We start from the raw sequence: 18,294 nt of genomic DNA on the forward strand, positions 1-18,294 counted from the left end.
TAGCGGTGCATCAGCCAAGTATTCATTGACTGATGCACCGCTATCGGGAGCAAGCCCCCTTCCACATAAGGAGCTCATTGTTCGACAGATCGCTGTACGGCACGCCCTTTGCTGTACAGCCCATGAGGTAAACGGAATTTGTACAACCTCAGCGACGGAGTGGCCGGTGGTCAGGCAACGCGAACTAATCCCGATACCGGTCGTCAATGACTGCATGTTCTTATCAGGCGGTAACGCACCATGGACAACCCTTTTCAGATCATCACCGACACCTTCACCCCAAAATACCGTGTCAACCTGAGCATCCAGCGGCTGGATGGCAGCATCATGTTGACCCTCTCGGATGACACTGGCGTAGTGGCCAAACGCATGATCAGCGCCGAACAACGCAACGATCCGCAACGGCTCAAACGCTTGGTGCAAAGCATTCAATTCGGCATCGCCATCGAGCAGGGCCACAGCGCCATGGAGATCCTGGCGGTGATGACGGACGGCGACAGCCACAAATTGCTGCAGCGGCCACCGACCCGCGCCCTGCCCTTCAGCGTCGGGCTTTAAAGCTCACCCTTCTCGGTCTCCAGGCTCGCCTCGCCCTTGCGACGCGGGCCTTCGACCTTCACCGACGGGAACGCCGACGACGCGTAGCGCACCACCAGAATCGCAAACGCCAACAGCAGAATCCCACCGCACAGGTAGATGATGCCGATGTCGGGCGGGTTGTGGTGGGACACGTTGGAGATCAACAGCCGCGTGAGCGCGGTGATCGCCACGTAGATCAGGAAGCGCACCGGCATGTGGTTGGTCTTGAAGTAAATCCCGACCATGGCGCCCAATTCCAGGTAGATGAACAGCAACAAGATGTCATCGATCTTGATATGCCCGTTCTCCAGCATCCCCAGAAACTCCATCACCGCTGCCCAGGCGGTCACCGCACCGATGGCGAACAACGCCAGGTAGTGGAACGACTCGACAAACAGGTTACCCAGGGACTCGGCCAGCCCATGGACTTGATGGCGCAGCTTTTCGGCCCAATTAAATTTCACGATGGTGCTTCCTTAGGTCGGTTCGACCGGATAATGCGGGTTGGACGTGACGGTTGTTCTGCATGCAGAAAAAAGGCCAGAGGCGGGTATAAGATGATGGCGGGGTGACATAAGGCACGCCGAACCGGTATTTACGGGCTACATTAAAAAACTGCTACCCAAACCCCACGGTTTGGCTTACCCTTTTAGCTGTATATAAATACAGTAGTCGCAAAAGACAACTATCGTGAAGGCATGTGAGGTGGTGAATGGCCGTCGAAGTGGTATACCGCAGCAGCCGAGATCTGGAGCGTTTGTTCATGGATAAAGCCGAAGCTGACCGTCATGACAAGATGCTTGAACTCGCTGAGTTGCTCGCAGAAGTGTTGCAAAAAGCCGTGCCGTCCCTGAGCGAGCAGCAGGTGGAAGAAGCCGGGATCTACATGGCGAAGAATCGCGATGTGTTTGCCAAGGCGTTCAAGAGCCAGCCGGACGCATTGTCCGAGCTGCTGAACGCGCCGGCGGAATAAAGCCCGAATTGAACAGGCCCTGAATCTTGGATTCAGGGCCTTTTTAATGTCTGGTCTATTTGTAGAGCAAACGCTCGGCCAGTTCGTCCGCGACCCGTGCAGGGGAGCGTTTTTCGGCTTGGGCGTGGGCGAAGATTTCGGTCAGTCGCGTGCCGATGTTCGATAGGTGCGCGGTGATGGTCGGCAGTTCGGCGCCGCTGTGTTTGAGGGCGACATAGATCAGGCCGCCGGAGTTGATCACGTAGTCCGGGGCGTAGAGGATGCCGCGGCCTTCGAGCTGGTCGGCCACTTGCAGGTTGGTCAGTTGTGCGCTGGCGGAACCTGCCACAGCGGCGCAGCGTAGCTGACCGACGCTCTGGCGGTTGAACACGGCGCCCAGGCCACAGGGCGCGAGGATGTCGCACGGGGTGCTGAGCAACGCGTCGTTGGCGATGGGGTGCGCGCCGAGTTGTTCCATGGCCAGTTGCACCTTGCCGTGGTCGATATCGCTGACCAGCAGTTCGGCGCCGGCGGCATGCAGTTGTTCGGCCAGGGCGAACCCTACGTTGCCCAGGCCCTGGATTGCCACGCGCAAGCCTTCCAGGTTGTCGCTGCCCAGTCGGGCCATGGCGGTGGTACGGATACCGGCGAACACGCCCATGGCCGCATGGGGCGAGGGATCGCCGGCAGCGGTGGTACTGGTGACGAAACGGGTGTGTTGGGCGATGCAGTCCATGTCGGCGACCGAGGTGCCGCTGTCGGTGGCGGTGATGTAGCGACCGTCGAGTTGCTCGATGCAACGACCAAAGGCTTCAAACAGCGCCGCACGGTTTTCCACATGGGCGGGGCGCAGGATCACCGCCGTACCGCCCCCCACCGGCAACCCCGCCAGGGCAGCCTTGTAGCTCATGCCTTGGGCCAGGCGCGCAGCATCTGCCACGGCGCTTTCGTCGTCGGGGTAAGCAAGGTAGCGACAACCGCCCAAGGCAGGACCCAGACGGCTGTTGTGGATGGCTATGACCGCCTTCAACCCCGTCACCGGGTCGATGCTCAGGTGCAGCGATTCAAGGCGGGTGCTGTGCATGAGAGCAAACATCGTCAAGCTCCCGAATCACTTCTTGTGTCGCCAAGTATAGGCTTGCGGCAGAAAACTGCCGAAGTGCGCTGGAATAAGCCGCCCGGTTTTGCGGGCCCTGCGACATAAGCACGTAGGATATCTCTTAAGACACTGGACGAAATTTCCCAGCAAGGCTAAAACGGGGGCATCCGCCGGAGAAAGCAATGAATCCCCGCCAAGCCTTTTTCGCCTGCCTGGAACGTTCGCCCCCTGCGCTGTTTGAGGCCGCGCTGTGGATGGCTGCCGAGCATGACCCAACGGTGCAACCGCTGGTGGTCCTGCAGGACCTGAAATTGCTTGAGCAACAGGTCAGCCTGGGCATGCCCCTGCTGCCGGCGGACGAGCTGGGCCAACCCTTGCTGCGACGCATGAATGACCTCGGCTTCGCCCAGGATGACTTCACACCACTGCGCCCCGCCGCCGCCCTGCTGGACAAGGTGTTGCAACGCAAGCGCGGGCAGCCCCTGGCGATGGGGTTGATTGCCATGGAGCTGGCTCGACGCCTGGGGATCCCCATGGTCGGCGTCAACTTCCCGGGTCATTTCCTGCTACGAGTGCCCGGCGCTGATCACCTGCTGGACCCTTGCGGCGGACGACGCCTGTACCCCAACGATTGCCGCGAACTGCTGCAACGCCAATACGGCCCCAACCTCAAGCTGCAGGCCGACCACCTGCACACCGCCGAACCCCGTTCGATCCTGCAACGGCTGTCGCGCAACCTGCGCCAGTTGCACCTGGCCAATGACAACCCCTTGGCCGCCCTGATCGACGCCGAACGCGTGCTGGAACTGGGCAATGCCAGCGCTGCCGATTACCTCGCACGAGCCAGCCTGTATCAACGCCTGGACTGCCCCAACGCCGAGCGTTTCGACCTGGAACACGCGCTGATGCTCAGCGAAGACCCGATCCAGCGACTGCGCCTGACTGAACGTCTGGGACACCTGCCGCCCAACACCGTGGTGCATTGAACAACCTATTTTCAGGCGCATATTTCCCTGTGGCGAGCGGGCTTGCCCCGCGTTGAGCTGCGTAGCGGCCCCAGAAATCTTGGGAGCGCTTCGCACTCCAACGCGGGGCAAGCCCGCTCGCCACAGAAGCCCGTTCACCACAGAGGCCCGCTCGCCACAGAAGCCCGCTCGCCACAGTGATCCTGCTCGATGTAGATGCAGTATTGTCAGTGATTGGCCGGCACCTTGAGGATATCGCCATGCAAAGGGCTCTTCGGCGCGTCAGTCGCGGGCGAGCGCACTTGGATAATCAACAACGCCGCGATCACCGCCGGAATCGCGCAGAAAAAGAAAATCTGCTGCACCGGAATCTGCATCGCCAGCAGCATGCTGCCAAACAGCGGCCCCAGGATTGAGCCAAAGCGCCCCACACCCAGCGCCCAGCCCGTGCCGGTCGCCCGCACGTGGGGTGGATAGAAATTGCTGGCGAATGCATTAAGGGTCAGTTGCCCGCCGATGATGCAAAACCCGGCGGCAAACACACAGGCCACCAGGTAACGCGGGTTGTCGTGGTTCAGACCCAGCAGCACAGTACACACCGCAGCCGCCGCCAGCACGCCGGACAACAGCCGCACCTTGCGCTGCAAGCGGTCGGCAAACCAGGCCATGCCGATGGCGCCCAAGGTGCCGGCGAACAGGAACATTGAGGTCACCAGGTTGGCTTCATTCAGCGCCAGGCCACTTTCCAGCAGCAGCGACGGCAACCAGCTGATCATGAAATACAACAGGATCAGGCTGACAAAAAAGGTCGCCCAGATCAGCACGGTCGGGCGTGCATAGCCATGGCGAAACAGCTCCACCACCGTCAGTTGGCTACCCTGTTCGCGGCGGTTTTCTTCCTCCCTCGCCAGAGGCGCACGCCATTGCGGCAACATGCGCGCGGTGACCTTGTGCAAGCGTGCATACGGCGGCGCATCGCGTAACAGGCGCGGCAGGGATTCCGGCAGCCGCCATACCAGGAAAGGGAACAGCAGCAACGGTGTCACGCCGCCGGCAAGAAACACCGCCTGCCAGCCGAAGCCGTCGATAAATCCCGCCGCCACAAACCCACCGGCCGCCCCGCCGAACGAAAAGCCACACGCGGCCAACGTCACCATCAACGTACGCAAACGGGGCGGGGAATAGTCCGACATCAACGCCATCGCACAGGGCATCGCACCGCCCATGCCGATGCCGCAGATAAACCGTGCGGCCATCAGGGTGGTGAGCGAGTTGGCGAACACCATCAAGAGCGTGAGGCTGGCGTAGATCAGCACGCAGCTCAACAAGATGCGGCGTACGCCAAACCGGTCCGCCAAGGGGGTCACGAGCAGCGAGCCCAAGGTCAGCCCCAGCAGGTTGGCACTGAACACCGGGCCGAACACGGCCTTCTCCAAGCCCCAATCCTTGGCCAAGGCCGGCACTACATAGCCCAGCACCTGGGCATCGTAGCCATCGGTCACCAGCAGCAACGCCAATAACAGGAGAATCAACCACTGATAGCGCGACACCGGACGGGCATCGAGTGCCGCGCGAAAGCTGGCAATCTGGTTGTGCATCGCAAGGTACCTGTTTTTATTATTGTTCCCGCGCAGAGCGTGGGAATGATCACTCAGGGGGTGTCGGGTTGGTTGGCAGGGTGAGCCTGGACGAATGCCGGATGCTGCGCCGCCAACGCCGCCACCCTGGCAATGCGCGGATACGCCACCAACGGCACCTTGAAGCGCTCTGCCGCATACAACTGGGGAATCAGGAATGCATCCGCCATCCCCGGCTGCTCGCCAAAGCAATAGCCCTTATCGCCAATCAACTGCTCCACCGCGCCCAGCCCCTGGCTGATCCAATGCCCGATCCACTCCAGCACCTGCACCTCATCATGCCCCCACTGGCGCAACAGGTTCTGGGTGCTGGAGTTGTGCAACGGGTGGATATCGCAGCCGATGATCGAGGCGACCGCGCGTTCGTGGGCACGGGTGGCCAGGTCCTTGGAAAGCAGCGGTGCCTGTGGATAACGTTCTTCGAGGTACTCGATGATCGCCGGCGACTGAATCAACAGTTCACCGTCATCGGTACGCAAGGCCGGCACCCGACCTTGGGGGTTGATGGCCAGGTACTCCGGCTGGCGATTGGCGCCGCCCGCCGGCACCAGCAGGTTGACCGGCACGGCGGTGAAATCCAGGCCCTTGAGCGCCAGGGCGATGCGAACCCGGTACGACGACGTTGAGCGGTAGTAGGTATAGAGTTCCATCGCCCTGCCCTCTTAGCGCGCCGCGACCACAGTGCCACGGCATTCGCCGAAGCCGATGGAGACGAAGCCTTCACGACTGCAACGGGCGCGCAGGATGATTTCGTCGCCGTCTTCAAGGAATCTGCGCACTTCGCCGCAAGGCAGTTCGATGACCTTCTTACCACCTTCGGTCATCTCCAGCAGACTGCCGAACTGCCCGGCTTCAGGGCCGGACAAGGTGCCCGAACCAAACAGGTCACCGGCCTGCAGTTGGCAACCGTTGACGCTGTGGTGCGCCACCAACTGCGCGACGGTCCAGTACATATGCAGGCTGTTGCTCAGGGCGAGGCGATGAGCCGGCAGGTTTTGCTCGCGCATCGAAGCGGTGGTGATCAGTACTTCCAGCTCAATATCGAGCGCGCCGGCCGCCTGATCGCGGTTATCCAGCAGGTACGGCAGCGGTTGCGGATCGCCTTCGGGCCGCGACGGCTGCGCTTTGCGAAACGGTTCCAGGGCTTCGGCCGTGACCACCCACGGTGAGATGCTGGTGATGAAGCTCTTCGACAGGAACGGGCCCAGCGGCTGGTATTCCCAGGCCTGGATGTCCCGCGCCGACCAGTCATTGAGCAGGCAGAAACCGGCGATATGCTCAGCTGCATCGCCGATGGCAATCGAGTCGCCGATGGCGTTGCCCTGGCCAATCCAGATGCCCAACTCCAGCTCATAGTCCAGGCGTGCGCAGGGGCCGAAGGTTGGTTCGGTCTGGCCAGCCGGCAAGGTCTGGCCTTTGGGACGACGGACGTCGGCACCCGAGGTGCGAATGGTCGAGGCGCGGCCGTGATAACCGATCGGCACATACTTGTAGTTCGGCAGCAGCGGGTTATCCGGGCGGAACAGTTTGCCGACGTTCTGCGCGTGCTCGATGCCGACGTAGAAGTCGGTGTAGTCGTTGATCTTCGCCGGCACGTGCATCTGGCAATCGGCGGCGCGGTGCAGCACCTGCGCTTCACGGGTCTGCAGTTTGCTGCCCTCCGCCAACAGTTCCAGCAGGCGCTCGCGCAAGGCCACGCGCGGACCACGGCCCAATTCGAAGAAGGCGTTCAACTGGCCGCCGGCAGTGGCTTCAACGGCGCGGCGGGCTTCGCCTTCAAACTCATCCAGGGCGGCATGCAGGTCAAGGATGGAATCGCCAATCGCCACGCCACTGCGCGGTGCCGAGCCGTTGATGCTGAACACCCCCAGCGGCAGGTTTTGCAGGGGGAAATCGCGGTGGCCGTTGGCAGAGGCTACCCAGCTGCGGATAGGAGTTGGCTGTGTCATGGGTTATCTCCGATTCGGGTTGAAGGTGGCGGGCAGCGAAGCCCAGCACGCGTCATAAGAAGGTTGCAGTTGCGGGCACTCCAGGGCGAACCGGGTGGGACGCAGCACCTGGCTGGTCTCGAACATGAAGGCCATGGTGTTATCGATCTTGTGCGGCGCGAGGTCCACGTTGATGGCCTTGGTGCAGGTCTCGCCGTCCGGGCCGTGGGCGCTCATGCAGCTGTGCAGCGAGGCACCGCCGGGCACGAAGCCTTCGGCCTTGGCATCGTAGGCGCCCTGGATCAGGCCCATGTACTCGTTCATCAGGTTGCGGTGGAACCATGGCGGACGAAAGGTGTTCTCGGCCACCATCCAGCGCGGCGGAAAAATCACAAAGTCGAGGTTGGCCAGGCCGTGCACGCTGGTGGGCGAGGTCAATACGGTGAAGATCGACGGGTCCGGGTGATCGAAGCTCACGGTGCCGAGGGTGTTGAAGCGGCGCAGGTCGTATTTGTACGGCACGTTGTTGCCGTGCCAGGCCACCACGTTCAGCGGTGAATGGTCCAGCTCACAGGCCCACAGTTCACCGAGGAATTTCTGCACCAGCGTGGTCGGTTGCTTGAGGTCTTCGTAGTGGGCCACCGGCGTGAGGAAGTCACGCGGGTTGGCCAGGCCGTTGCTGCCGATAGGCCCCAGGTCCGGCAGGCGCAGCGGCGCGCCATGGTTTTCGGCGACGTAACCGCGCGCTTGTGCATCCAGCAGCTCCACGCGAAATTTGAGGCCACGGGGCAACACCACAATGTCCAGCGGCTCGACGTCCAGCACGCCCAATTCGGTGGCAATGCGCAGGCGGCCCTGCTCGGGGACGATCAACAGCTCGCCGTCGGCATTGAAGAACACGCGGTCCATCGAGCGGTTGGCGCAGTAGTTGTAGACGCTGATGCCTGAGGGTTTCTCTGACCCTGAGTTGGCGACCATGGCGACCAGGCCGTCGACAAAGTCCGTCGGCTCAGTCGGAATATCCAACGGGTTCCAGCGCAGGCGATTGGGCGTCACCGCGCCCAGAGGGCCACCGGCCAGCTGTCGCTCCAGCTTGATAAACGCCGGGTGATTGGCCGACGGCTGGATACGGTACAGCCAAGTGCGGCGGGCCTCGCTGCGCGCCATGGTGAACGCCGTGCCGGAGAACAGTTCGGTGTACAGCCCGTAGGGCGCTTTTTGCGGGGAGTTCTGGCCGACCGGCAGCGCGCCGGGCAGGGCTTCGCTGGCGAATTCATTGCCGAAGCCCGACAGGTATTCGAGGTTCATGGATCATCCTCTGACGGAAGTTGTTTTTATCGTAATCCAGTTACGCATAACGTAATTTGATCACTATCGACCGTCAAGCTATAAAGACGCCCATTCATCTCTCGGATTCTCGCCCTTCCATGGAAAAGCCCCGCGACACCGGTAAACAGAAAGTCCGCTCGGCCGAAGTGGGCACCGATATCCTCAAGGCCCTGGCCGAACTGTCGCCGGCCACGTCGTTGTCGCGTCTGGCCGACCATGTGCAGATGCCGGCGAGCAAGGTGCATCGTTATTTGCAGGCGCTGATCGCTTCGGGTTTTGCCGAACAGAACACCGCCACCAACCATTACGGCCTGGGCCGCGAAGCATTGCGCGTGGGCCTGGCCGCGCTGGGCAGCATCGATGTGCTGAAAGTCGGTGCCCTGCCCCTGGCCGAGCTGCGCGACGAACTGAATGAAACCTGCTTTCTCGCGGTATGGGGCAATCAGGGCGCGACCGTGGTGCAGATCGAACCGGCGGTACGCGCAGTCACGGTGGTGACGCAATTGGGCTCAGTGTTGCCGCTGCTCAGCTCATCGACCGGGCTGGTGTTCAGTGCCTTCCTGCCGTCGCGGGAAACCGTCGAGTTGCGTGAGCGTGAGATCGCGGCCGGTATCGCCCATGCCCTCGCGGACGATCAGGCCTACGCCACCACCTGCGAACAAATCCGCCAGCGCGGCCTGCACTTTGTGCATGGCCTGCTGATGCCGGGGGTAGATGCGTTGTCGGCACCGGTATTCAACGCGGTCGGGCACGTGGCGGCGGTGATGACCGTGGTGGGCCCCACCTCGTTGTTCCATGCCGACGAAGATGGCCCGGCGGCGCGGCGCTTGCTGGCGGCGACCCAGGCCGTGAGTTGGCGGATGGGTTACCAGCCCTGAACTAGTCGTGCCACTGGGCCAGGGCCAGCGCCAGGCGGTTCTCCAGGGCGCGGATAGGGGCGGCGTCGCTGACGTAGTTATTGCTGATCATCGAAAACACCAGGCGCCTTCCCTCAGCGTCGGTGATGTAGCCGCTCAGCGATGACACGCCGGCCATGGAGCCGGTCTTGGCGTGCAGGTTGTTTTCGGCAGCCGTCCCGCGCAGGCGATAACGCAGGCTGCCGCCGGTCATACGGTCGGCATTGCCGGCAATCGGCAAGGCGCTGTACCAGGCGTCGAACCAGGGTTGTTTTGAAGCGGCCAGCAGCAGATCCGTGAGATTTTGCGCCGACACCAGGTTGCGTCGCGACAAACCTGAGCCATCTACCTGGCTGAGCGTCGCCGGGTCCAGGCCCTGGCGCTGCATGAACGCCGCCACCGCCGCCACGCCCGCTGCCGCAGTGCCCGCATTGGCCGTTTTGCGGCCCATGGCCTTGAGCAGGGCTTCGGACATGTTGTTGTTCGAAAGCTTGAGCAGCGGCGTGATCAAGTCCTGCAACGGCGCCGATTGATGCTCGGCCAACACCGTCGCCGTCGCAGGGCTGGCCCCCCCGATCACGCGCCGCCCGAGCACCTGGATACCCTGCTGCGCCAGCGCCTGCTCAAACAGATTGGCCACCAATTGCGTCGGTTCCCACACACTCACCCACTGCCGGCTTTGCTTGCCCGGCGCCAGCGCGCCGCTGAGTTGCAGCAGGTTGGTGCCGTGCTGGCGGGTAATCGCGTAGCTGTTGCCGGGGCCGCTGACGGCGCGGTTGCTCAGTTGCACGTAGTCGGTGGACGGGCTCACCACCACGTTCACTGGCTGGCCGAGGGCGACGGGAGCCTTTGCCGTGACGAGTAAGGTGCCTGCATCAAAATCCGTGTTGGGCGACACCGTCAGCGCCGAAATCTGTGCGCCGTAGTAAGTGCTCTCGTCGTCCTGGGCCCAGTCCACGCCCAAGCGCTCGGCGTCGAACCACGTGTCGTCGAACACCAGGTCGCCTTGCACCTGGCGCACGCCCTGGCTCGCCAGTTGGGCAGCCAGTGCCTGGTAGTCGGCGAACTGCGTGGTCGGGTCGCCGAGACCGCGCAGGTACAGGTTGCCGGCCAGGCGCCCACCTTGCAGGGTGCCGTTGCTCAACAGTTGGGTGGAGAAGCGGTATTGCGGCCCCAGCACATCCATCGCCGCAGCGGTGGTCAGCAACTTGAGGTTGGAGGCCGGGATCAGGCGCGTGCGCGGGTTGTGTTGATAGAGGGTGCTGCCACTGCGGGCGTCGCGCACCATGACGGAAACCGTGGCGCCGTTGAGGGCAGGATCGGCCAGCAGGTGATCCAGTGTTGAAGGCGTGGACGGCGGCGAAACACTCGCACAGCCGCCCAGTAAAACGCTCAGGCACAGCAGGTGTAGCCATCTTCCAAAGTGCATCAGTACTGTGTTCCGCAAAGCCATTAATGGCCGCAACGCTAACAGCTCCGTACCTTTGTGGCGAGCGGGCTTGCCATAGGGAGCCCGTCAGGTTTTAGAACTCCAGGGTACTGGACACCGACACCTGCCGCGCATCGCCCATGGACACAAACAACCGGCTGGCCGCAGAGGTGTAGTAAACGCGGTCGAACAGGTTCTTCACGTTGACCTGGAACTTGACCTTCTGCCCGTCGATCTTGGTGTCGTAGGTGGCGAAGGCATCCGCCACGGTGTAGCCCGGCAGGGTGAAGTCGTTGGCGGCGTCGCCTGCGCGCTCGCCGACATACCGCGCACCGGTGCCCACACGCAACTGATCGCCGCCGAAAATGTTGCCGAAGTCGTAGGCCACCGACAGCGAGCCGGTGTGCTTGGCCACGTTTTGCAGGCGGTTGCCTTCAAGCGTCGGGTCGTTGTCCTTGATGTCTTCGGCGTCGGTATAGGCGTAGCTGCCGATCAGGCTCCACTGGTCGGTCAACTGGCCGGTGGCGTCCAGTTCCAGGCCACGGGAGCGTACCTGCCCCGCGATGCTGTAGATGGTGTTGGCACCGGAGCCCACCGACACCAGCACATTGCGCTTGTCGATATTGAACAACGCCGCACTGGCGGTGATGCGCCCCGGGATGTCGAGCTTGGCGCCCAGTTCCCAGGACTTGGATTCCTCAGGCGTGAGGTCGCCGGTCAGCGTGCTGCCATCGGCCAAGGCAGCGATGGTGGAGTTGGGTTTGAATGACTCGGTATAGCTGCCATAGAACGACAACTCGTCGGTGTAGCGATACACCAGACCGGCACGTGGCACCCAGGCCTGGCCATTGCCGTTGGTGTTGGCCTTGAACGGCACGCCTTTGCCGGCGTACTGGTCATACATCTGATAGCGCGCACCGGCCACGAAGATCCACTGGTCAGTCAGGTGAATCGCGTCCTGGAAGAACAGCGAATCGCTGCGCAGCAGGTCGGTCTGGGCGCTGTCGGCCGCACTGACGCTGGTGCCCGCGACTTCGTTGCCGTACACCGGATTGTTGTAGTTGAAGGTGCCGCGCGAGTTCTGGCGAATCAGGTCGGCGCGGTAGATCTTGCGGTACTCGTCGTCCAGGCCGAACACCAGGTCATGCTGCATGCCCAGCACATTGACCTTGCCTTCCAGGCTGGCCGTGGCGAAACGGTCAGTGGTGATCGCCCCCTTGGTACCGTCCATCTTGCGGGTCAGTGTGCCGTTGGTGTTCACCGCGCTGACGCGCACCTGGCTGGCGTCGTAGGTCTCACGGTTCCAGCTGTAGCCGAAATGGGCTTTCCAGTCGTCGTTCAAGTCGTGGTCGGCTTCAAAGCGGTACAGGTCAGAACGCCCTTCCATGTTATTGAATGGCTCATCCAGACGGCGGGAGGCCGGGATGTCCAGCGGGTGGTTGGACTTGTCGATGGCCGTGCCGCGGTCGAACGGCGAGAGAAATTCGCGGTGTTCGTAGGCAAACAGCAGCTTGGTGGTATCGCCAAACCAGGCCAGGGACGGCGCCACCAGCGTCTCGCGGTGGGTGCCGAAATTGCGCCAGTAGTCTTCGTCTTCATGGTCGACGATCAGGCGATAGGCCAAGCCCGAATCACCAATCGGCCCGGTGGTGTCGAGGTTGCCGCCGCTGCCGTTCTTGCCATCTCCGAAGGTCGAGCCGCGCACGGTCAGGGACGTAGCCTGGGTCAGTTGCGGCTTTTTGCTGACGATATTGACCACGCCGCCCGGGTCCTGGATGCCATACAGCAGCGACGACGGGCCCTTGAGCACTTCGACCCGTTCTGCGGTTGAGTTCAATGCGCGCCCCTGCACCACCGGCATGCCATCGCGCATGATCGAGCCGTTACGGTTGTCGCCAAAGCCGCGCAGCATCACCGCGTCCTGGGTGCTGGCCAAGGTGTTGGCCTGGGTGATGCCGCTGACGTTGGCCAGGGCATCATCCAGGTTGCGCGGGGTCTGGTCGCGCAGCACTTGGGCGGGTACCACGTTGACGGTTTGCGGGGTTTCCAGCAACAAAGCACGGGAGCGCATCACCGAACTGGTGGGCGGGGGCTGGTAGCTGGTGCTGTCCTCGGTTTGGCCGACACCGCTGATGGTGGTGGCGCCGAGGTTCAGCGCGCCATCGGTGGGCACCGGTTCCAGGGCCAGGGTGCGGGCGTCGATCTGGCGGAAGGTAAAGCCGCTGTTCGCCAGCAAGCGTTGCAGGGCCTGGGTCGCACTCATTTGCCCGCTGACCGCCGGGGCACTGAGGCCATAGGGCGCCTCATCGGTGTAGATCACGCTGATCCCGGTGACCCGGCTGAAATCACTCAAGGCCTGAGGCAGCGGCTTGGCAGCCTGGGCAAAGGTGAACTGGGCGCTTTGCTGCTCCTGCGCCTGCGCCACGCTGAGGGGCAGCAACGCCAACCCCGACACCGCCAATACCGAGGCTCCCAGCCACTGTTTAACCCAACCGCCCGCCGTCGACTTCATGCTGTGAGAACCCGTGTAGAAAACGCTGTTAATGCGAATAGATCGCAGTTTCAAGCACTACACGGATGGGCTGACGGTTTACCTCACCTTTATTTGCAAATATTTTTATTTATTGCGCCTGAATGCAAAAACCCAAGCGTGGGAAATGCACATGCACGGTGCCGGCGCGCTCATCGGTACGGCGCAGGATCAGCTCTTCGCGCCCGGCAAACAGCAGCTCACCGGCCACGGGGTCGGTGCCGTAGTCAGTGGCCGAGATGGTCACCTGCTGGCCGGCCCTGAAGCCGTTCAAGTCCTCGAAAACCTCATCGGGCAGCGCAGCGGGCGTTGCGTTACGCGCCACCTCCAGCGCTTGCTCGGCGCTGATCTCACTGGCAGTGCCATGGCCAAAGCTCAGCACCCGGTCCAACCACGCCGCGACAGCGGGATACCCATCCACCAACGGCGCCGTCACCGACGAGCCTTTAAGGAACCACAGCGGATGGGCCAGGGCAAAGTCGGCAATCGACGGTTCACCGAACAGGAAGTCCCCCGGGGGATGCTGCAATTGTTGATCGATGCGGCTGACGATCGCCGGCCATTGATGCCTGGCCTGGTCCAGTTGCACGCGGGCGGCGGTGCCACCGCTGAACAATTTGCTGCGGTCAGCCACCAGCACCTGGAGCATTTGCGGCGGCACCTGGGCAAATTTGACCGCCAGGGATTCCGGCTGGAACACCAGCGCCACGGTTTGGGAAAACACCACCGAGTCGGCCCAGGCGGCGAAGCCTTGGGTAACCAGTTCCAGGCCTTGGGGGAACAGCGCCGGGGCGGACTTTTCCTGCTCCAGGCGTCGGGCGATCAAGGCGGTGTCACAGTAGATGTCGGCACCGACCTGCAGCACCGGCGTCTTGCGATAGCCGCCGGTCAGGGCCGTAAGGTCAGGCTTGGGCATCACCGGCGAGATGCGCACGGAGTGCCAGGACAAGCCCTTGAAGCCCAGCATCAGGCGGGCTTTTTCAGCAAAAGGGGACTGCGGGTAATGGTGGAGAATCAACTCAGACATGCCAGGCTCCGCTCGATAGGTGAGCGGCTAGCTTAGCCCGCCAAACCGCATGTGGGCACTATGGGACCCTATCAGTCAGATCAATGAACCACTGGCTGCCAGGCATTCCTTGGCGCTCTTCTTGAGTTTCTTGATCAGCCGCTCCTGGCGCAGCGCCTCGCCCTTGCTCGCGCATTGCTCGGTGTACACCAACGCCACTGCGGGGCTGGATAAAAAGAACCGCGCGCCCTTGCCACGTTGATGGGAGGCAAAGCGGCGCACCGGGTCATTGCTGATGCCGCAATACAAGGAGCCATTGGCGGCGCGCACCAGGTAGACGAACCAGGGTTTGGATTCAGGAAGGTCAGTCACAGGTCAATTCGGCAAACCAGGGGGATGCCAAGTTTATCAACGACCGGCCTGAAATGCCTTCAGGCCTTTGCGCGCCTGGGCACGCACGGCGTTTTTCAGCGCCGGCGACCAACCCAGCAGCAGCCCCTTCAAGCCCAGTGCCTGGCGCGACCAACGCCACAGATCGAAGTGGTCGTGGTGTTCGCAGATCTTGCCATCGCGAAACACAAACCGCGCACCGATGTCGTTGACTACCGTGTTACCGGTGGCGCTGAACAAATAGGTCGCGACCCAATGCGCGCTGCCGGTAGTTTCATCGCTGCGCACATGGTCGAACGTCAGGGAGAAATCCTTGGCCCGCGTGGTGAGCATGCGCCACATATCGCCGGCGTCGCGGCCGCGCAGTTCACCGAACGCCGGGTCGCTGAACAGCACATCGTCGGTGTAGCAGGCCGCCATGGCCTCGGCGTCCAGCCGTTGGAAAGCGCTGTAGAACTCGGTGATCAGGGCGTTGTGTGCGTCGCTCATGGGCAGGTTCCAAACCAGGGGGTTGTAAGCCGTCAAAGATAGTCTGCGCGCGGGCAAAACTCTATCGGCATTCACAGTGGCAATGCCCGGACAAACCCTAGGGCACCATGCCGCAGCTGCGCGCGTAGGCAAACAGGTCCACATCGGTGGAAATGCACAGCCGGCTCATGGCGGTACTTTTTTGCTTACTGATCGTGGAAATACTGCGATTGACCCGTGCCGCAATCTGGCTGACGGTCATGCCGCTGGCCAGCATCCTCACCACCTCCCGCTCCTTATCGGACAACTGCGGCTGTTGCGACTGGTCGCCGGTGCCTGCCTCCACCAGTTGCGCCCGCAGGCACTCACTGGCAAACGTCTCGCCCTTGACCACCGCGTTGATCGCAATGGGCAACTCCCGGGCCGAAGCGCTCTTGGCGACAATCGCCCGCGCCCCGTGGGCAAACGACGCACGCAGCGTTGCCACGTTGGCAAACATGGTCACCAGGATCACCGGCAATGCCGGGTACTGGCGGCGCAACAGGCCCAGTAATCCATACCCGTCGGCCTGCTGCCCCCCCGGCATGGCGAAGTCAGTCACCAGGACATCACAGGCCACCGTGCTCAATAACCGCAGTAACTCATCGGGGCCATCGGCCTCGCCGACCACTTTGCACCTGCCGCCCGCCTCAATCACCACGCGCTGACCGATGCGCACAATGGGGTGATCGTCGGCAATAATTACACGAAGCATAAAGACCCACGAATGATGGCAATTGGAATTGGCGCAAAAATACCTTTGTCCTCAAGCCTCAACAACCACCCGAGGCGGCCTGTTCAGCACCGCGCCCAGTAATTGATAGCCAACAAATTTATACCTACAAAACAAAAAGAAATTACCTACATCCAAAACCTCCAATTCAATGGAAAAACATCCTACAAACCTCTCCATTCAAAGGGTTTACAACCGACTCAAATAATCAATATACACCCGCAAATTACGCTGAAACGCCTGCAACTGCGGGGCCGTTTCCACCACCCCAAGGGCTTGGACCCGAGCAATCAATTGCTCGCCGCCACGCTCCAGGTCGACGCCACCGACGAACGCCAGGCTGCCCACCAGACGATGCAGTCGCTCCACCACCAGGGGCACATCGGCACTGGCCCGCGCCTGGTCCAGCAAGGCATTGTCCTCCCGGGCTTCATTCATCAGGCTGACCAGTATCCGGCTCACCAGCTCATCACTGCCGAAAATTTCGATCAGTCTGGCGCGAGTCGGCCACGTAATCCCCGCCGCATCATGAACCGGCTCTGCCACCCAGGGCGGCGGGGGCGAGGGTGCCAACTTCAGGACAGGTACTTGATCGAAAAATACCTTTGTCACCATGGTCACCTCATTGCGCTTACAGTGATTGTTCAGCCCGTGAGTTCATCGAAACTCCAAGGCACTCACAGACTGTCCACAAGCAACCATGAATATCCCTCTGGATATAAAAATGACGATACAACAACTACGAAAAACCCAACTTTCTTACATAACAAGAACATAAATTCTGACGTTCTCAAGCCCAAATACTTGTCACCTCGATTGTCGTAATAGTTGTATTTCCCCCGCCCCACCCCCCGGCTAAATTGCCGCCACTCCGCAAAGACGGAACGGGCTCGCGATCTTCAGCGATCCCAGCCAAATACAACCTGCCGCCTTGCTCGCCGCCCTTACAGAAAGGCCGGATGATGCCGGGCGCGCTTCTATCAGCCAGCCCTGTAGTGGAACGTATTGAAATGAGCAAGTCCCTGACGCTGTCGAGCATCGCCCTTTTACTCGCCAGTGCTGCACCCGCCTTTGCTGCCAGCAACGTCGACCTGACCGTCAAAGGCCTGATCACCCCGAATGCCTGCACCCCGACGGTCTCGGCCGGCGGCATGGTGGATCACGGAAAAATGGCCTCCAAGGACCTGGTCCAGAACAACCCGACTTCATTGCCCCGAGTGACGCTGCAGTTGAGCATCGCCTGCGATGCAAGCATTCCCTTCGCGATCAAGCCCATCGATAACCGCAGCGGCACCTCTACCGGCACCATGGACTTCGGCCTGGGCCTGATCAACGGCAACAAGCGACTGGGCCGGTTTTACCTGACCCCCTTGAACATGCGCGCCGACGGCGTCAGTGCCCAGCCGATTGCCTCCAGTGACGGCGGCCGCACCTGGTACGGCGAACGTAACTGGGAACTGCAAACCCTATGGGGTGCCGGGGCCGTGGATGACGCAACCACACTGCTGCCGATCAAAAACCTGGTGATGGACCTGGGCGTCAATACCAGCATCGCCCGTGCAGACCAGTTCGATTTCAGTGACGAGGCGCCCATCGACGGCTCCGCGACCCTGGAAGTGATGTACCTGTAACTCCCACCCCGTTCACACGGAAGGTTCCAGCCATGCACGTTTGCAACGCAATCCCGTTGGCAGTGTTGTTACTCGCGGCCTCGCCACTGGCACTGGCCGCCAGCACCACCGACCTCGCCGTCAAAGGCACCATCACCCCGAGTGCCTGTGCGCCGCTGATTTCCGGCGGTGGCACGGTGGACTTCGGAAAAATGGCAGCCAAGGATCTCGAGGCCGAGCAGTACACCTCACTGCCCCACCAAACCATGCAGTTGAGTGTGCGCTGTGAGGCGCCGACCTTCTTCACCCTGAGCACCATCGACAACCGCGCCGGTTCCTCGGCCAACCACGCCAACTGGCATGGCCTGGGCATGACATCGGACGGTGAAAAACTTGGCGGCGCCGCCTTCCACCTATATGCCCCAGTGGCGGACGGCGTCGCTGCACGCGCCATCACATCTGTCGATGGCGGCGTTACATGGCTGCCCACCAGCATGCTCACCCACTCCACGCTGACGGCAATCGCCAGGGGCAGCCAACTGGTGCCCATTGCGGTGCAGGACTTCGATGCCGAAATCCGCCTGTTCACCCACATCGCCCCCGCCAACGGCCTGACCCTGACCGACGAAGTCCCCGTCGACGGGCACGCCACGGTCCAAGTCAACTACCTGTAATGCGCCACTCAGACTCAATCGAAAGGAACT

General features: G+C 61.9%; 19 protein-coding genes. 6 read left to right on the plus strand and 13 right to left on the minus strand.

Features of this window, described 5'->3' with window-relative positions:
- Nucleotides 1–240 precede the first annotated feature (240 nt).
- Entirely contained in the window at nt 241–558 is a 318-nt protein-coding gene (locus tag AD670_RS10110) for a DUF3509 domain-containing protein (protein WP_053131243.1), read from the plus strand.
- Here AD670_RS10110 and AD670_RS10115 read toward each other — a convergent pair.
- Nucleotides 555–1,043 (minus strand): phosphate-starvation-inducible protein PsiE, encoded by a 489-nt coding sequence (locus AD670_RS10115; RefSeq protein WP_053131246.1) that lies wholly within the window; start codon nt 1,041–1,043, stop codon nt 555–557. The two genes, AD670_RS10110 and AD670_RS10115, sit on opposite strands and share 4 nt — an antisense overlap.
- A gap of 248 nt (nt 1,044–1,291) precedes the next feature.
- On the opposite strand from AD670_RS10115, the gene AD670_RS10120 reads away from it, so the two are divergent.
- A complete protein-coding gene (locus tag AD670_RS10120) occupies nt 1,292–1,552 on the plus strand; it encodes a YebG family protein (RefSeq protein WP_012722374.1) in 261 nt (86 codons plus the stop codon).
- 55 nt (nt 1,553–1,607) lie between these two features.
- Here the strand turns inward: AD670_RS10120 and AD670_RS10125 are convergent, their stop codons facing one another.
- A complete protein-coding gene (locus AD670_RS10125) occupies nt 1,608–2,627 on the minus strand; it encodes a Glu/Leu/Phe/Val dehydrogenase dimerization domain-containing protein (protein WP_027604689.1) in 1,020 nt (339 codons plus the stop codon).
- Nucleotides 2,628–2,812: 185 nt separating this feature from the next.
- On the opposite strand from AD670_RS10125, the gene AD670_RS10130 reads away from it, so the two are divergent.
- Entirely contained in the window at nt 2,813–3,616 is an 804-nt protein-coding gene (locus AD670_RS10130) for a SirB1 family protein (protein ID WP_053131248.1), read from the plus strand.
- A 206-nt stretch (nt 3,617–3,822) separates the two neighbouring features.
- On the opposite strand, the gene AD670_RS10135 is transcribed toward AD670_RS10130, so the two are convergent.
- Genes AD670_RS10135 through hmgA form a run of 4 tightly spaced genes read right to left on the minus strand, consistent with a single transcriptional unit; the run spans nt 3,823 to nt 8,468 of the window.
- Nucleotides 3,823–5,193, minus strand: coding sequence for an aromatic acid/H+ symport family MFS transporter (locus AD670_RS10135; RefSeq protein ID WP_053131252.1), 1,371 nt, complete (start codon nt 5,191–5,193; stop codon nt 3,823–3,825).
- A 53-nt stretch (nt 5,194–5,246) separates the two neighbouring features.
- Complete coding sequence (gene maiA / locus AD670_RS10140) at nt 5,247–5,882, minus strand: maleylacetoacetate isomerase (protein ID WP_053131255.1); 636 nt, start codon at nt 5,880–5,882, stop codon at nt 5,247–5,249.
- 12 nt (nt 5,883–5,894) lie between these two features.
- The gene (gene fahA / locus AD670_RS10145; protein WP_053131258.1) at nt 5,895–7,181 is read right to left on the minus strand and encodes a fumarylacetoacetase; all 1,287 of its coding nucleotides are present in this window, start codon (nt 7,179–7,181) and stop codon (nt 5,895–5,897) included.
- Nucleotides 7,182–7,184: 3 nt separating this feature from the next.
- The gene (hmgA, locus tag AD670_RS10150; protein ID WP_053131261.1) at nt 7,185–8,468 is read right to left on the minus strand and encodes a homogentisate 1,2-dioxygenase; all 1,284 of its coding nucleotides are present in this window, start codon (nt 8,466–8,468) and stop codon (nt 7,185–7,187) included.
- A 119-nt stretch (nt 8,469–8,587) separates the two neighbouring features.
- Between hmgA and AD670_RS10155 the strand changes: the two genes are divergently transcribed.
- Nucleotides 8,588–9,367: an IclR family transcriptional regulator gene (locus tag AD670_RS10155; RefSeq protein WP_053131264.1), complete on the plus strand. Its 780-nt coding sequence runs from the start codon at nt 8,588–8,590 to the stop codon at nt 9,365–9,367.
- A gap of 1 nt (nt 9,368) precedes the next feature.
- On the opposite strand, the gene dacB is transcribed toward AD670_RS10155, so the two are convergent.
- The 7 genes from dacB to AD670_RS10190 all read right to left on the minus strand — a co-directional run bounded on the left by dacB (nt 9,369) and on the right by AD670_RS10190 (nt 16,595).
- A complete protein-coding gene (gene dacB, locus AD670_RS10160) occupies nt 9,369–10,814 on the minus strand; it encodes a D-alanyl-D-alanine carboxypeptidase/D-alanyl-D-alanine-endopeptidase (protein ID WP_053131921.1) in 1,446 nt (481 codons plus the stop codon).
- Nucleotides 10,815–10,908: 94 nt separating this feature from the next.
- Entirely contained in the window at nt 10,909–13,326 is a 2,418-nt protein-coding gene (locus AD670_RS10165) for a TonB-dependent receptor (protein ID WP_053131267.1), read from the minus strand.
- Between the two features lie 109 nt (nt 13,327–13,435).
- On the minus strand, nt 13,436–14,371 hold the full coding sequence (locus AD670_RS10170) for a glutathione S-transferase family protein (protein WP_053131270.1): 936 nt from the start codon (nt 14,369–14,371) through the stop codon (nt 13,436–13,438).
- 75 nt (nt 14,372–14,446) lie between these two features.
- Nucleotides 14,447–14,722, minus strand: a complete 276-nt coding sequence (locus tag AD670_RS10175; RefSeq protein ID WP_053131273.1) for a GIY-YIG nuclease family protein — start codon at nt 14,720–14,722, stop codon at nt 14,447–14,449.
- Between the two features lie 36 nt (nt 14,723–14,758).
- Nucleotides 14,759–15,229 (minus strand): nuclear transport factor 2 family protein, encoded by a 471-nt coding sequence (locus AD670_RS10180; RefSeq protein ID WP_053131277.1) that lies wholly within the window; start codon nt 15,227–15,229, stop codon nt 14,759–14,761.
- Between the two features lie 97 nt (nt 15,230–15,326).
- Nucleotides 15,327–15,962 carry a response regulator transcription factor gene (locus tag AD670_RS10185; RefSeq protein ID WP_053131280.1) on the minus strand — a complete coding sequence of 212 codons (636 nt, stop codon included), beginning with the start codon at nt 15,960–15,962 and terminating at the stop codon, nt 15,327–15,329.
- A gap of 207 nt (nt 15,963–16,169) precedes the next feature.
- Entirely contained in the window at nt 16,170–16,595 is a 426-nt protein-coding gene (locus tag AD670_RS10190; RefSeq protein WP_053131283.1) for an Hpt domain-containing protein, read from the minus strand.
- A 395-nt stretch (nt 16,596–16,990) separates the two neighbouring features.
- On the opposite strand from AD670_RS10190, the gene AD670_RS10195 reads away from it, so the two are divergent.
- Nucleotides 16,991–17,611, plus strand: a complete 621-nt coding sequence (locus AD670_RS10195; protein ID WP_053131286.1) for a DUF1120 domain-containing protein — start codon at nt 16,991–16,993, stop codon at nt 17,609–17,611.
- Nucleotides 17,612–17,643: 32 nt separating this feature from the next.
- Nucleotides 17,644–18,264 (plus strand): DUF1120 domain-containing protein, encoded by a 621-nt coding sequence (locus tag AD670_RS10200; RefSeq protein ID WP_053131293.1) that lies wholly within the window; start codon nt 17,644–17,646, stop codon nt 18,262–18,264.
- Nucleotides 18,265–18,294 lie beyond the last annotated feature (30 nt).

The sequence above is a fragment of the Pseudomonas sp. MIACH genome (assembly GCF_001269925.1).
GTDB lineage: Bacteria > Pseudomonadota > Gammaproteobacteria > Pseudomonadales > Pseudomonadaceae > Aquipseudomonas.

What these genes read in the sequence shown, in the direction of transcription:
- AD670_RS10110 (WP_053131243.1), top strand. Translation starts at nt 241, where the DNA reads ATGGACAACCCTTTTCAGATCATCACCGACACCTTCACCCCAAAATAC.
- AD670_RS10120 (WP_012722374.1), top strand. Translation starts at nt 1,292, where the DNA reads ATGGCCGTCGAAGTGGTATACCGCAGCAGCCGAGATCTGGAGCGTTTG.
- AD670_RS10125 (WP_027604689.1), bottom strand. Translation starts at nt 2,627, where the DNA reads ATGTTTGCTCTCATGCACAGCACCCGCCTTGAATCGCTGCACCTGAGC.
- AD670_RS10130 (WP_053131248.1), top strand. Translation starts at nt 2,813, where the DNA reads ATGAATCCCCGCCAAGCCTTTTTCGCCTGCCTGGAACGTTCGCCCCCT.
- AD670_RS10135 (WP_053131252.1), bottom strand. Translation starts at nt 5,193, where the DNA reads ATGCACAACCAGATTGCCAGCTTTCGCGCGGCACTCGATGCCCGTCCG.
- maiA (WP_053131255.1), bottom strand. Translation starts at nt 5,882, where the DNA reads ATGGAACTCTATACCTACTACCGCTCAACGTCGTCGTACCGGGTTCGC.
- fahA (WP_053131258.1), bottom strand. Translation starts at nt 7,181, where the DNA reads ATGACACAGCCAACTCCTATCCGCAGCTGGGTAGCCTCTGCCAACGGC.
- hmgA (WP_053131261.1), bottom strand. Translation starts at nt 8,468, where the DNA reads ATGAACCTCGAATACCTGTCGGGCTTCGGCAATGAATTCGCCAGCGAA.
- AD670_RS10155 (WP_053131264.1), top strand. Translation starts at nt 8,588, where the DNA reads ATGGAAAAGCCCCGCGACACCGGTAAACAGAAAGTCCGCTCGGCCGAA.
- dacB (WP_053131921.1), bottom strand. Translation starts at nt 10,814, where the DNA reads ATGCACTTTGGAAGATGGCTACACCTGCTGTGCCTGAGCGTTTTACTG.
- AD670_RS10165 (WP_053131267.1), bottom strand. Translation starts at nt 13,326, where the DNA reads ATGAAGTCGACGGCGGGCGGTTGGGTTAAACAGTGGCTGGGAGCCTCG.
- AD670_RS10170 (WP_053131270.1), bottom strand. Translation starts at nt 14,371, where the DNA reads ATGTCTGAGTTGATTCTCCACCATTACCCGCAGTCCCCTTTTGCTGAA.
- AD670_RS10180 (WP_053131277.1), bottom strand. Translation starts at nt 15,229, where the DNA reads ATGAGCGACGCACACAACGCCCTGATCACCGAGTTCTACAGCGCTTTC.
- AD670_RS10185 (WP_053131280.1), bottom strand. Translation starts at nt 15,962, where the DNA reads ATGCTTCGTGTAATTATTGCCGACGATCACCCCATTGTGCGCATCGGT.
- AD670_RS10190 (WP_053131283.1), bottom strand. Translation starts at nt 16,595, where the DNA reads ATGGTGACAAAGGTATTTTTCGATCAAGTACCTGTCCTGAAGTTGGCA.
- AD670_RS10195 (WP_053131286.1), top strand. Translation starts at nt 16,991, where the DNA reads ATGAGCAAGTCCCTGACGCTGTCGAGCATCGCCCTTTTACTCGCCAGT.
- AD670_RS10200 (WP_053131293.1), top strand. Translation starts at nt 17,644, where the DNA reads ATGCACGTTTGCAACGCAATCCCGTTGGCAGTGTTGTTACTCGCGGCC.